The organism is Saccharopolyspora griseoalba, from assembly GCF_042665275.1.
GTDB lineage: Bacteria > Actinomycetota > Actinomycetes > Mycobacteriales > Pseudonocardiaceae > Saccharopolyspora > Saccharopolyspora griseoalba.
Window position 1 is genome coordinate 251,271 of the sequence record NZ_JBHTCJ010000004.1, and the last position, 13,114, is coordinate 264,384.

The following is a 13,114-nucleotide window of genomic DNA, read 5'->3' on the forward strand; positions in this document are numbered from 1 at the left end:
GTCGTTGTATGCGGGATGTACCCCACCGGGTGCCTGGCGCGCGTGACCCCCGGACGTCTGTGCGAGGCTTGTCCGCGAACCCGTCGCGGTGATTTGAGGAGGACTTTCAGCTGATGGCTAGGTTGTTCGGCACCGACGGCGTGCGCGGATTGGCCAACGGCGATCTGACCCCGGAACTGGCGATGCAGGTCAGCGCGGCCGCGGCTCGCGTCCTCTACGACCGGGACGATTCGCGCCGGCGGGTGGCCCTGGTGGGCCGCGACCCGCGGGCCAGCGGCGAGATGCTGGAGGCCGCCGTGGTGGCCGGGCTCACCTCCGCGGGCGCCGACGTGCTGCGGGTGGGCGTGCTGCCCACGCCCGCCGTGGCGCACCTGGTCAACGACCTCGGCGCGGACATCGGCGTGATGATCTCCGCGTCGCACAACCCGATGCCGGACAACGGGATCAAGCTGTTCACCGCGGGCGGGCACAAGCTGCCCGACGCCGTCGAGGACGAGATCGAGACCCGGCTGACCGAGCAGGTCGACCGCCCGACCGGCATCCACGTCGGCCGCGTCCGCGATGCCGAGGACGCCGAGCGCCGCTACGTCGACCACCTGCTGACCGCCGCTCCGCAGTCGCTGGAAGGCCTCAAGGTCGTGGTCGACTGCGCCAACGGCGCGGCCTCGATCGCCGCTCCGGACGCCTACCGGCGCGCGGGTGCGCAGGTCATCGCCATCAACGCCGAGCCGGACGGCATCAACATCAACGACGGAGTCGGCTCCACCCACCTCGAAGGCCTCCAGGCGGCCGTGGTCGAGCACGGTGCCGACCTGGGCATCGCCCACGACGGCGACGCCGACCGCTGCCTGGCGGTGGACTCCACCGGCGCGGTCGTCGACGGCGACCAGATCATGGCGGTGCTCGCGCTGGCCATGGTGGAGTCCGGCGAGCTGGTGGAGAACACGCTGGTCGCCACTGTGATGACCAACCTCGGCCTGCACCTGGCGATGCGCGAGCACGGTGTGTCGCTGCGGACCACCAAGGTGGGCGACCGCTACGTGCTCGAGGAGCTGCGCGCGGGTGGTTTCTCGCTGGGCGGCGAGCAGTCCGGCCACGTCGTGCTTCCCGGGCACGCGACCACCGGCGACGGCCTGCTCACCGCGCTGCGCCTGATGGGCCGGGTCGCCGAGACCGGCACCGGCCTGGACTCGCTGGCCAAGGTCATGCGCAGGCTTCCCCAGGTCCTGGTCAACGTCCGGGTGGCGGACAAGGCCACCGCCGTGGCCGCCGAATCGGTCACCTCGGCGGTCGCCGAAGCCGAGGCGCAGCTCGGCGAGACCGGCCGGGTGCTGCTCCGTCCGTCGGGTACCGAGAACCTCGTTCGGGTGATGGTGGAGGCCGCCGATGAGCGGCACGCGCAGGACACCGCGGACCAACTGGCAAAAATCGTATCAGCCGTTCGGTGATCATTTGTGATCTGAGTCTCCATAGAACGCGTTTCTATGAGAGCCTGCTCACATGGGTGCCATCGCTGTCGCCATGCTGGTCGGGCTCGTCGCCATCGGGCTCGTTGTCGGGATCGTCGCGCTCTCGGCCGTGATGATCACGGGTCTGAAGGCCGTCAACGCGGTTCACGAGGGCCGCAGTCGTTTGGTGAACCGCCGATCCAGGGCATGACTCCACCATGAAGTTCCCCGGTGACCTGCTGATGGTCCTGATCGTCCCGCTGGTGTGCATGCTCGTGGCGGCGTTCGTGGCCGTCGTGCTCGCCACCCCCAACGGCATCGTGGAACTCCTCGGCTGATCCGGGCCCGAGCTCCGCGCTTCCCCGCACCTGGCATGCTGCTGGGTGCGAACGCGCGCGTCCGCGAACGACGAGGGTTGTTGAGGTTTGTTGAATCTGTTCCCCGTGCTGATCGGGCTGGTCCTGGGTGGGGCGATCGGTTTCGGCGTCGGCTACCTGGTCTTCGGGAAGAGGCGGGCCAGCTCCCACCAGCAGGGCTTCGGTCAGCCGCAGTGGGGACAGCAGCCCTCGCAACCGCAGCAGCAGTGGGGCCAGCCGCAGCAGTGGCAGCAGCCCCAGCCCCCGCAGGGCTTCCAGCAGCAACCCCCGCAGCAGTACCCGCCGCAGCAGGGCTTCGGGCAGTACCCGCCCCGCTGACGCGCCCGTTCGCGACTGCAAGCACCTGGTCGAAACGGCCATTTTGCGGCGAACATCCTGACAAGATGTGGAACCGAGCAGGGGGCCGAGCCCGTCCGATCTGCATCGGTCGCGGGCACGGTGCGGCTGGTTGTAGATGGCGGAGGGGAGATCACGGTGAGCGGGCTGGGTGCCAATACTGGCGAACTCGCGTCGGCCGCGACATCGATCAAGGGATGTTCGCAGGCGATCGGAGACCTGAAGAACAAGGTCGAGTCGTCGAAGCTGGGGAAGAACGACTTCGGACGCGAGCACAAGCAGGCCGCTGAGCCGTATTTCGAGGGCCTCAAGAAGATCTCCAAGGCTATCGACAACAACGCCAAGATCACTGATGACTTCGCGGACAACCTCAACGGCGCCGCACGCGGGTACGAGTGGGAAGACGCCGGGAACGCTGCCAAGGTGAACCAGGCGGGTGGTCAGCAGTGAGCGATCCGAACCGGGAGTACCCGTCGTGGCCTGACGTCAAGAAGGTGTTGGACGACCCGAATGTGCCGCGAGAGCACAAGCGGGACATGCTCCTCAACATGCGGGACGACCGCGCGCGGTACGAGGGGTTGGAGCGCGTTCGCGCGGAGGACAACGGTTCCGATGACCCCGGGGCGGCTCCCGACAAGTTCAACGAGGAATTAGAGAGTTACGAGAAGAAGTTCAAGGTCGATTACGACAAGACCTACGAAGCTTCCGAAGACAACGACATTCGGGACTCGTACGACGCCGCGAAGCAAGCGGGGGGCGACGAGAGCAAGTACGCGAAAGCCCTCAAGGGCAACAAGGGCGACCTTCAGGACATCACGCGCAAGGCGGGTGACGGAGGCACTGGCTGCTCGAACTCGAACGAGATCCTCGACAAGGGCGAGCCGGCCCTCGCCTACTTCGAGAACTTCGCTCCTCTCTACAAGGAGTTGCCGGGTCACATCAGGCAGAACGAGCCGAAGGGCGGCTTCACCAAGCACGCTGTTCAGAAGCGTTACGACGAACAGCGCGATATCAACTTCGCGAACTTCAAGGTCGACGCTGACGAGCTGAGCGACGCGGCCGAGAAGCAGCGCGAACAGAGCCGCAAGATGGCCGACCGGATGAAGGCGGTCTGGGGTGGCTGGACTGGTGCTGCTTCCGACGCCTCACAGCAGAACTTCGCTGATATCAGTACCGGCGCCTCCACGGTCGGTGACTATCTCGGGGACACGTCGCAGATCATCAAGGACGCCACTCACCGGGTGTCCAAGGCGTGCGTCGACAAGGCGACAGGTGTGCTGGACGCGGTGCCAGACCGCAATACCGTTGGTGGTCGGACATCGCAGCAAATTCGCAACATCGTGGATGTAGGAGTCAACAACCCGAGTGACGACCAGCTGGTCGAGGTCTGCGGCTACTTCGGGATCGAGGTGGACGACGGTTGCCTCGAAGATGAGAACTTCAGGAACAAGGTCGTGCAGCAGGCGATTCAGTGGCTGTCGACCACGTTCGCGCCAGACTTCGAGGCCAAGCACAAGTCGATCATCGGCATCTGCGACAAGGCGAAAGAGGCCGTCAACGAGCACTGGAAGACCTTGACCGACCATCTCGGGAAGGTCGAGGAAGATCCCTTCAAGAATCCGGGTGGAAAGAAGGACTACAACCCGGGCAAGCAGGGCCCTGACGGGCAGCAGGGGGGCGGTGGTCAGCAGGGCGCTGGGGGCGGCCCGAGCGGTGGTGCGGGTTCCGGTGATGGCGTCGGTGCTGGTGCGGGTTCCGGTGGTGGTGCTGGTGCCGGCGGCGGGGGTGGCGCATCGACGCCGGACATGCCGAAGCCGCCGGAGACCCCGGAGATGCCCAAGCCGCCGGAGATGCCCGCACCGGGCGGTCCTGGAGCGCCCGGAGGCCCGGGTGCGCCCGGGCAGGAAGGCGAGAAGGTCACCCTCGGCGAGGGCAAGGACGCCGTCACCCTGCAGGAACCGGGTCCGGACGGGAAGACGCAGGTCGAACTGGTCGGTCCCGACGGGCAGCCCAAGACCTACGCCGTCGACTTCGCCGGGGGCGAGCCCGGGCAGGTGCCCGGCCAGCCGGTCCCCGGTCAGCCCGCGCCCGGCCAACCCGCTCCGGGCCAGCCCGGTGCGGATCCGCTCGCGGGCAGCCAGCGGCCGATGGGCCCGCAGCCCATTCCGGTGCAGCCCGGACCGGACGGCACCGCGGTTATCCACGAAGGCGACCGCACCATCACCCTGGAGCAGGGCGAGGGCGGCGCGATCAAGGTCAACGTCGACAACGGCGGTGGCCAGCCGCCGCTGAACCAGACGGTGGACTTCGGCGACGACCCGCAACCGCCCGCCCCGGGCGGCGGCCCGGGGACGTTGCCCCCGGAGGCCAACGTCAGCGGTGGTCCGGTGCCCGGAGAAGCACCGCCATCGCTGGCCCCGGAACCTCCCGCGCCTCCGGAAGCGCCGGCGCCCGCGGCCGGCTCGGTGCCGGCGGGCGAGGCGATCTCCGGCGACTTCGCGAGCGCGCCCGCGGCTGCCCCCGCGGCCGGGCCGGTGCCGGGGGTTTCCACGATGCCCGCGGCGGACGTCTCCGGTGCTCCGGCGCCGGGCGAACCGGCGATGACGGCTCCGCAGGCTTCGGGGGCGAACACCTTCACCTCGGGCGAGGGCGTGCAGAACTCCTTCGGCAGCGCGAGCGGGAGCCTCTTCGGGCCGGACGACGACCAGAAACCCGGTGGTCAGACGGGCTCTTCGGGCCTGTCCTCGTTGGGCGGCGGCGACGCTCCGCAGAGCACCGGATCGACCGGCATGTCCTCGCTGGGCGGCGACCCGTCCGCTGGTGGCGGGCAGCAGGGCCAGTCCAGCTCCGCCATGGGTGGCGGCATGATGGGCGGCGGCATGATGGGCGGCGCCGGCCAAGGTCAGGGAGGCGACCAGGAGCGCACCAACGACAGCCCCTGGCGCACCGAGGGGCAGCTGTTCGACGACGGGGTGGAGGCGTCCAACGTGCGCTTCCGCTCGGTGCTGGGCGAGGACCAGGAACGGTGATTGCTGAATGACGACGACGGGGGACTCGCCTAGCGAAGCGGTGCTCGCGGCCCGGCGGCGGTTCGAGGAGACGAGCAGCACCGCGGCTCGGGGCATCAGCGAGAACGCGCAGCGCTCGGCCGAGGCAAGCGAGAAGGCGAACGAAGCGAACAAGCAGTTCACCGAGAAGGTCCAGAAAATCGAGGGGCGGGTCCGCGAGCTGATCGACAAGCGGGCGCAGGACGCGATCCGCAACAACGAGATCCAGGTCAACGGTGAGGACGACGAAGAGCCTCAGGACGAGGTGGCGCTGGAGTACCAGGACCTGATCGAGAACTACCCGATGGCCAAGCCCGCGGAGACGGCTCCGCAAGCGGCCGAAATGCCGCAGGCGCCGGGACCGTCCGCGGGGACCGCCGGGCAAGTTGCTGAACAGCCCGCTCCAGATCCGCGCTGGCAGGTCCAAGTGGGCCGCTTCGGTCGGCGCAACCAGCAGCCGGAGCAGTCCCCGGCGGCCGCTCCGAAGCCGCCGTCCCCGCCGAAGCCGGCACCGCGTCGGCAGCGGCCAGCGTTCGATGACGATGAGGACTACGAGAACCAGACCTGGTTGAGGTGATCCTCGAAGAACGCCCGCCCCCGCGAGGGGCGGGCGTTCTTCCAGGATCAACGCAGGCCGCGCTTCAACGCCGGGAGGAGGCCCAGGACGAGCGGTACGAGCGCGGCTACGAGCATGAACCACGAGATATCGCGGACCTTGTCCAGGAAATCGGCGAACGCGGGGTCCGGGAGGTGCTCGGAGTTCTTCGAGAACATCACGAGCCAGATCGAACTGCCGACGAAGTCCAGGACGATTCCCGCGATGCCCACTGCGCCGCCGAGCCAGGTCAGCAGCGCGCCCTGTCGGAACTCGCGGTACAGCCGCGTCGCCGCGAAGATCAACAGGCCGGCCGAGGTGAGCATGATCAAGTACGCGACGAACTGGGTGATGCTCGCGGGGAGGATGACGTCCTCCCCGGTGGCCTCCTCGCCCTCGGTCACCGCGAGGAGGATTCCCACGATGCCGAGGAACAGGGCAACGCCCACGTTCAGCGTGGCAGTGGTCATGAGCAGGGGTTTGTTAGGCGCTCCCGGCCCCTGGGGATAGCCCTGCTGCGGGTAGGCCCACTGGTGTCCCTGCGGTGGGTAAGCCTGCGGATACGCCATCTGCTGCGGCGGGTATCCGGCTTGCTGCGGGTATCCCTGCTGGGGGTAGCCCTGGGGCGGTTGCTGCGGGTAGGCGGGCTGCTGGGGTTGCCCGGGGTACTGCGGCTGGCCGCCGTAGGGCTGCTGCGGGGAGCTCATGGTCGGGAATTGTGTCGCACTCGCTCGCCGCTGCGTAGGCGGTTCGACGTGATCGGGTGCGTGGCAACCGGCCGCAGTTCTCGCTGCGCGCGGAACCCGCGCCGTCAGCGCAGACCGCGTTTGAGCCCTGGAATCAGGCCTAGGACGCGGGGTCAGGTCGACGAGCAGGATGGCCGCCGTGATGTCGCCGAGAGCGGTCAGGTAGTCGCCCAGCGATGGCGGATTCAGGTACTGGGAAACCGATTGGCGTAGAGCGCTTTCCATACGCAGCCGCCGATGAACCCCGCGGCTCCGTCGCGGCGGCGATCGTCCGCCGAGCAAGGTGAACAGCGCCGCGAGCGGAAGAGCTGGATCGCGCCGGTGATCAGCAGGGCCGCGGCGCCGAACATGAGCAGGTGCGCGAGGAACTTGATGATGGTCGCGGCCAGGATGAACGCCTCGCCGGAGCGGTCCTCGCTCCTCCAGCGCGAGGACCATCCTGATTAGCCTAGGAACCCGCCGGCCGCGATGTTCAGGACGGAGGTGGTCATGATCAGGGGCTTGTTCGGACTCCCCGGCCCCTGTGGATAGCCGTGCTGGGGGTGGGACCACCGCTGCGCTTGCTGGGGATAAGCCTGTGGACAACTCGTCGGCTGCGGATATCCGGTCTGCTGCGGGTAGCCCGCCTGCGGGTGCACGGGGTGTTGCGGCTGGCCGCCGTAGGGCTGTTGGGGGAGCTCATGGTCGCGAATTGTGTCGCACGAGGTCGCCGCTTCGTGCCGGGTTCGGGTGAGTTGGCGCGGCCCGGCCGGGAACCGCGTCCTGGGCGCGCGGTTCCCGCCCGAACTGCTAGGCCGCCAGGTCTCCGTGGGTGTGGAGCTTGTCGATGGTGTTGCCCTTGAACGCGTCGTCGAGCAGCGAGTCGCCCCGGTGGTCCTTGGTCAGCGCGCGCAGGAAGAACGCCGTCAGCAGGGCTTTGGCGGTGCGCTGCGTGGCGTGCTCGGGTTTGCCGTGCAGCAGCAGCTGGGTCCAGTGGGTGCCCTCGGTGAAGCCCAGGTGGGTGGCCTTCTTGACGGTGCGCAGCTGCACCGGGCCGCCCCACGCCCGCGCGAGGGGTTCCGCGTTGGCCACCGGCGGGGCGAGCAGGTCGTTCTCGGCGGCCAGGTGCAGGCCGGGGACCGCGACCCGGCTCGCCGCCTCGAAGGCCGACGGGTGGGTCTCGGCGGGGGCCAGGGTGGCCACGGCGCGGATGCGGGAGTCCTCGGCGGCGGCCTGCACCGCGCAGCCGCCGCCCATGGCGTGGCCGGCGATGCCGAGCTTCTTCTCGTCCACGCTGATCTCGCCCTCGCCGAGCCGGACGCCGACCGCGATGTCCAGGGCGGTGCGCAGGTCGCCCGCGAACAGGCGGTGCGAGGCGAGCGGGCCGCGCTGGGTGCCGGGGGCGACCACGACGACGCCCCAGGAGGCCAGGTGCCGCATCAGGTTCAGGTACCGGTCGGCGGGCTGCATCCAGCCGTGGCCGAAGGCGATCGCGGGCAGGCCCAGGCCCTTGCGCGGCGTGCAGACGATGCCGGGCAGTCCCACCAGGGACATGTCGCCGTGCAGCACGTCGTGCGGTCCGCGGCGGGACAGTTCGGCGAGCGCGTGTTTCGCGGAGGGAGCCTTCTTGGCAGTGCGCGCCATGGTCGACACGGTATCGGACTCGCGCGTGCGCGCGCGGTGAGCAGGTGCGTGTCGTTGCCGACGCCCGCCCGATTCCGGCCAACGCGACTAGCTACGCTGGGCCGCGTGTGCGGGATCGTTGGTTACGTAGGACATCGCCAGGCGCTGGACGTCGTGCTCGGCGGACTCCGGCGGCTGGAGTACCGGGGTTACGACTCGGCGGGCGTGGCGCTGCTCGACGGCGCGGGCCGCCTCGCTGTGGAGCGCGCGGCCGGTGCGCTGTCGAACCTGGAGAAGAAGCTCGCCGAGGACGGTTCGTCCCGGTTCGAGGGGCACGGTGGCATGGGGCACACCCGCTGGGCCACCCACGGCGCGCCGAACGACCGCAACGCGCACCCGCACCGGGACGCCGCGGGCAAGGTCGCGGTGGTGCACAACGGCATCATCGAGAACTTCGCCGCGCTGCGCGCCGAGCTGGAGGCGGCCGGCGTGGAGATGGCCAGCGAGACCGACACCGAGACCGCCGCGCACCTGGTCTCGGCGGCCTACGCCTCGGGCGCCACGGCCGGTGATCTGACCGCCAGCGTGTGCGCCGTGGCGCGGCGCCTGGAGGGCGCGTTCACCCTGGTCGTCACGCACGCCGACGAGCCGGACGCGATCGTGGCCGCCCGCCGGTCGTCCCCGCTGGTCGTGGGCGTCGGCGAGGGCGAGCACTTCGTGGCCTCGGACGTGGCGGCGTTCATCGAGCACACCCGGGACGCGGTGGAGCTCGGCCAGGACCAGGTCGTGACCATCACCCGCGACGGCTACCGGGTCACCGACTTCGACGCGGTGGACGTCGAGGCCAAGCCCTTCCGGGTGGACTGGGACCTGTCGGCCGCCGAGAAGGGCGGCCACGACTACTTCATGCTCAAGGAGATCGAGGAGCAGCCCGAGGCCCTGGTCGACACGCTGCGCGGGCACTTCACCGGCGGTCAGGTGGTGCTCGACGAGCTGCGGCTGACCGAGCAGGACCTGCGCGACGTGGACAAGGTCTTCGTCGTGGCCTGCGGCACCGCATACCACTCCGGGCTGCTGGCCAAGTACGCCATCGAGCACTGGTGCCGGATCCCGGTGGAGGTCGAGCTCGCCAGCGAGTTCCGCTACCGCGACCCGGTGCTCGGCAGGGACACCCTGGTCGTGGCGATCTCGCAGTCCGGCGAGACCGCCGACACCCTGGAGGCCGTGCGGCACGCGCGCACCCAGCGCGCGCGGGTGCTGGCCATCTGCAACACCAACGGCGCGCAGATCCCGCGCGAGTCCGACGCGGTGCTCTACACCCACGCCGGGCCGGAGATCGGGGTCGCGGCCACCAAGACCTTCCTCGCCCAGGTCGCGGCGAACTACCTGGTGGGCCTGGCCCTGGCGCAGGCGCGCGGCACCAAGTACGCCGACGAGGTCGCCCGCGAGTTCGGCGAGCTGGCCGCGCTGCCCGACGCGGTGCGGCAGACCCTGTCCACGGTGGACCAGGTGCGCGAGCTGGGGCGGGAGATCGCCGATTCCAAGGCGGTGCTCTTCCTCGGTCGCCACGTCGGCTACCCGGTGGCGCTGGAGGGCGCGCTCAAGCTCAAGGAGCTCGCCTACATGCACGCCGAGGGCTTCGCCGCCGGCGAGCTCAAGCACGGGCCGATCGCGCTGATCGAGGACGGGCTGCCGGTCGTGGTGGTCATGCCCTCGCCGGTCGGGCGGGCGCAGCTGCACGCCAAGATGGTGTCCAACATCCGCGAGATCCAGGCCCGCGGGGCGCGCACCGTGGTGATCGCCGAGGAGGGCGACGAGGAGGTCGTTCCCTTCGCCGACGAGCTGGTCCGGATCCCCGCGGTGCCGACGCTGATGCAGCCGCTGGTCTCCACGATCCCGCTGCAGGTGCTGGCCGCCGAGATCGCCCGCGCTCGCGGCTACGACGTCGACAAGCCGCGCAACCTCGCCAAGAGCGTCACCGTGGAGTGAACCCCTTCCCCGGGGGAGCGCACGCGTGCGGCCCGTTCCTCTTTTCATCGAAAGTCCCCCGCAGCGCTCGGGGACTCTCGATGAGAAGGAACGGGCCTGCCTCCACGCGCGGCGAGGGCGTTGCGGGCAGACTGTGCGCCGAGTTCTTCGTCGATGGAGTCGGGATGTTGGGTGCTTGGACGCCTGAGCAGGTTCGGGACGCCGAGCAGCGGTTGTTCGCCCGGGTGCCGGAACCCGCCGTGATGCGCCGGGCCGCCTGGGGCGTGGCCACCGAGACCGCGCGGCTGCTGCGCGAATCGACCGGTGGCGTCGCGGGCCGCCGGGTCGCGCTGCTGGTCGGGGCGGGCAACAACGGGGGCGACGCGCTGTGGGCCGGGGCGTTCCTGCGCCGACGCGGCATCGGCGTCACCGCCGTGCTGCTCTCCCCGGACAAGGCGCACTCGGCGGGGCTCGCCGGGTTGCGGCGGGCGGGCGGCCGGGCGGTGCTCGCCGACGGCCCCAACCCGGACACCTCCGGCATCGGCGCGGAGGCCGCGGACGCGTTGGAGCGCGCCGACGCGGTGATCGACGGCATCGTCGGCCTGTCCGCGCGCGGCGCGCTGCGGCCCGTCGCGGCCGAGCTGGTGCACCGGGTGGAGGCCCCGATCGTGGCGGTCGACCTGCCCAGCGGCGTGGATCCGGTGACCGGTGCGGTGGACGGGCCGGCGGTCTCGGCTGACCTGACGGTCACCTTCGGCGGGCTCAAGCCCTGCCACGTGCTCGGCGCGGGCGCGGTGCGCTCGGGCTCGGTCGAGGTGGTCGACATCGGCCTGGACGACGAGCTGCCGGAGCCCGAGCTGCGGTTGCTGGAGGCCGCCGACGTGGGTGCGGGTTGGCCGGTGCCGGGCCCGGACGACGACAAGTACTCCACCGGAGTGGTCGGGGTCGCGGCCGGTTCGGCCACCTACCCGGGCGCGGCGGTGCTGGCCACCGGTGCCGCGGTGCAGGCCACCGCGGGCATGGTCCGCTACGCGGGCCCGGCAGCCGACGCGGTGCGCGGGCGCTGGCCGGAGACCGTGGCCACCGGTTCGGTCGGCGACGCGGGACGGGTGCAGGCGTGGGCGGTGGGCCCCGGCATCGGCACCGGTGCCAGCGGGCGCGAGGTGCTGGCCCACGTCCTGGAGTCGGGCCGCCCGGTGTGCGCCGACGCCGACTCGATCACCCTGCTGGCCGCCGACGAGGCGCTGTGGGACTCCCGCGACCCGGACGCGCCGCTGGTGCTGACCCCGCACGCGGGCGAGTTCGCCCGGCTGGTCGGCGCCGAGCCCGGCGCCGACCGGGTGGCGGCGGCGCGCGAGGTCGCCGCCCGCTTCGACGTGCACCTGCTGCTCAAGGGCAACACCACGGTCATCGCCGCGCCGGACGGGCGGGTGCTGGTCAACGACGCGCGGCACGCCTGGCCGGCCACCGCCGGTTCGGGTGATGTGCTCACCGGGCTGATCGGCGCGCTGCTCGCCGCCGGGGTCGACCCGCTGCTGGCCTGCGGGCAGGCCGCCCACGTGCACTCCCTGGCGGCCGAAGTCGCAGCGCACGGCGCCAAGGCGGACGGCAGCGCGGCCGTGTCGGGAGCACCGATCGGGGCTTCGGCGCTGCTGGCCGCGGTGCCCGCGGCGATCCGCACCGTGCGCGACTCGGCCGCGGAGCTCACCCGGCCGGGCGACGTCGTCGCGCCAGGCCGCTGAGCACGGGGTACATCGCGTTCCCCGGGCCGACGTGGGCGGTGAGGGGGAATTTCAGGTGTGCGACTATTGCCCTGCCATGAGTGACCAGCACGTGTACCGCGCCGACCTGCGGATTGACGTCGACGCGATCCGCCACAACGTTGGTGTGCTCGCGGGCCGGGCCAGGGCGTCCGGCGCGGCCACGATGGTGGTGGTCAAGTCCGACGGCTACGGCCACGGCGCGCCCGAGGTGGCGCGGGCCGCGCTGTCGGCCGGTGCCGAGCGGTTGGGCGTGGCCGCCGTGGAGGAGGCCCTGCAGCTGCGCGAAGCCGGGATCACCGCGCCCGTCCTGTGCTGGCTGTTCGCGGAGAGCGACGAGTTCGTCCCGGCGATCCGGGCCGACGTCGAGCTCTCGGCGTCCTCGCAGGCCACGCTGGCCCGCATCGTCGACGCCGCGGCCAAGCTGGGCCGGACCGCGACGGTGCACCTCAAGGCCGACACCGGGCTGTCCCGCAGCGGCTGCCCCGCCGAGCTGTGGCCCGCGCTGGTCGAGGCCGCGGCGAAGGCCGAGGCGGAGGGCTGGATCCGGGTCGAGGCCGTCTGGTCGCACCTGGCGTGCGCCGACGAGCTCGGGCACCCCTCGATCGACCAGCAGGCCGAGCGCTTCGCGCGCGCCTACGAGCAGGCACGCGCCGCCGGGCTCGACCCGATCCGGCACCTGGCGAACTCGGCCGCCACGCTCACCCGGCCCGACCTGCACTTCGACCTCGTCCGCCCGGGCATCGCGGTCTACGGGCTGGATCCGGTCCCGCAAGCCGGCGACCACGGGCTGGTCCCGGCGATGACCTTCCGCTCGTCGGTGGCCCTGACCAAGCGGGTCGAGGCGGGCGAGAGCGTCTCCTACGGGCACACCTGGACCGCCGGGCAGCCCACCAACCTGGCCCTGGTCCCGGTCGGCTACGCCGATGGCGTGCCGCGGTCGCTCTCCGGCCGGATGCAGGTGTGGCTGGCGGGGAAGCGCCGACCGGTGGTCGGCCGGGTGTGCATGGACCAGCTGGTGGTGGACACCGGCCAGGACGCCGTCGCCGAAGGTTCCGAGGTCGTCCTGTTCGGCCCCGGTGACCTGGGCGAACCCACCGCGGCGGAGTGGGCGGAGCAGCTCGGCACGATCCACTACGAGATCGTCACCGGGATGTACCGGCCGCGCGTCACCCGCACGGTGGTGGGTGCGCGATGAGTGGGTGCCGACACAGTGCTGTGCGCGGGGTGGCGCG

11 protein-coding genes are annotated in these 13,114 nt (G+C 71.0%); 9 read left to right on the forward strand and 2 right to left on the reverse strand.

Annotation, left to right across the window (positions count from 1 at the left end):
- The first annotated feature begins 113 nt into the window (after positions 1 to 113).
- The 6 genes from glmM to ACFQRI_RS10085 all read left to right on the forward strand — a co-directional run bounded on the left by glmM (position 114) and on the right by ACFQRI_RS10085 (position 5,785).
- The gene (gene glmM, locus ACFQRI_RS10060; RefSeq protein WP_380666948.1) at positions 114 to 1,448 is read left to right on the forward strand and encodes a phosphoglucosamine mutase; all 1,335 of its coding nucleotides are present in this window, start codon (positions 114 to 116) and stop codon (positions 1,446 to 1,448) included.
- 52 nt (positions 1,449 to 1,500) lie between these two features.
- Positions 1,501 to 1,659, forward strand: coding sequence for a hypothetical protein (locus tag ACFQRI_RS10065; protein WP_380666950.1), 159 nt, complete (start codon positions 1,501 to 1,503; stop codon positions 1,657 to 1,659).
- A gap of 217 nt (positions 1,660 to 1,876) precedes the next feature.
- Entirely contained in the window at positions 1,877 to 2,143 is a 267-nt protein-coding gene (locus ACFQRI_RS10070; RefSeq protein ID WP_380666952.1) for a hypothetical protein, read from the forward strand.
- Between the two features lie 156 nt (positions 2,144 to 2,299).
- The gene (locus ACFQRI_RS10075) at positions 2,300 to 2,611 is read left to right on the forward strand and encodes a hypothetical protein (RefSeq protein WP_380666954.1); all 312 of its coding nucleotides are present in this window, start codon (positions 2,300 to 2,302) and stop codon (positions 2,609 to 2,611) included.
- Positions 2,608 to 5,190 carry a WXG100 family type VII secretion target gene (locus ACFQRI_RS10080; protein WP_380666956.1) on the forward strand — a complete coding sequence of 861 codons (2,583 nt, stop codon included), beginning with the start codon at positions 2,608 to 2,610 and terminating at the stop codon, positions 5,188 to 5,190. Before ACFQRI_RS10075 ends, ACFQRI_RS10080 begins: the two co-directional genes overlap by 4 nt.
- A gap of 40 nt (positions 5,191 to 5,230) precedes the next feature.
- Entirely contained in the window at positions 5,231 to 5,785 is a 555-nt protein-coding gene (locus ACFQRI_RS10085) for a hypothetical protein (RefSeq protein WP_380666958.1), read from the forward strand.
- A 47-nt stretch (positions 5,786 to 5,832) separates the two neighbouring features.
- Here the strand turns inward: ACFQRI_RS10085 and ACFQRI_RS10090 are convergent, their stop codons facing one another.
- Together ACFQRI_RS10090 and ACFQRI_RS10095 are read right to left on the reverse strand one after the other, a co-directional pair.
- The gene (locus ACFQRI_RS10090) at positions 5,833 to 6,510 is read right to left on the reverse strand and encodes a hypothetical protein (RefSeq protein ID WP_380666960.1); all 678 of its coding nucleotides are present in this window, start codon (positions 6,508 to 6,510) and stop codon (positions 5,833 to 5,835) included.
- An 828-nt stretch (positions 6,511 to 7,338) separates the two neighbouring features.
- Positions 7,339 to 8,172 (reverse strand): dienelactone hydrolase family protein, encoded by an 834-nt coding sequence (locus tag ACFQRI_RS10095; protein WP_380666962.1) that lies wholly within the window; start codon positions 8,170 to 8,172, stop codon positions 7,339 to 7,341.
- 105 nt (positions 8,173 to 8,277) lie between these two features.
- Between ACFQRI_RS10095 and glmS the strand changes: the two genes are divergently transcribed.
- The 3 genes from glmS (at position 8,278) to alr (ending at position 13,077) form a co-directional block, all read left to right on the forward strand.
- Positions 8,278 to 10,140 (forward strand): glutamine--fructose-6-phosphate transaminase (isomerizing), encoded by a 1,863-nt coding sequence (gene glmS, locus ACFQRI_RS10100; RefSeq protein WP_380666964.1) that lies wholly within the window; start codon positions 8,278 to 8,280, stop codon positions 10,138 to 10,140.
- Positions 10,141 to 10,304: 164 nt separating this feature from the next.
- The gene (locus tag ACFQRI_RS10105; RefSeq protein WP_380666966.1) at positions 10,305 to 11,861 is read left to right on the forward strand and encodes an NAD(P)H-hydrate dehydratase; all 1,557 of its coding nucleotides are present in this window, start codon (positions 10,305 to 10,307) and stop codon (positions 11,859 to 11,861) included.
- 76 nt (positions 11,862 to 11,937) lie between these two features.
- A complete protein-coding gene (alr, locus tag ACFQRI_RS10110; RefSeq protein ID WP_380666968.1) occupies positions 11,938 to 13,077 on the forward strand; it encodes an alanine racemase in 1,140 nt (379 codons plus the stop codon).
- Positions 13,078 to 13,114: the final 37 nt, after the last annotated feature.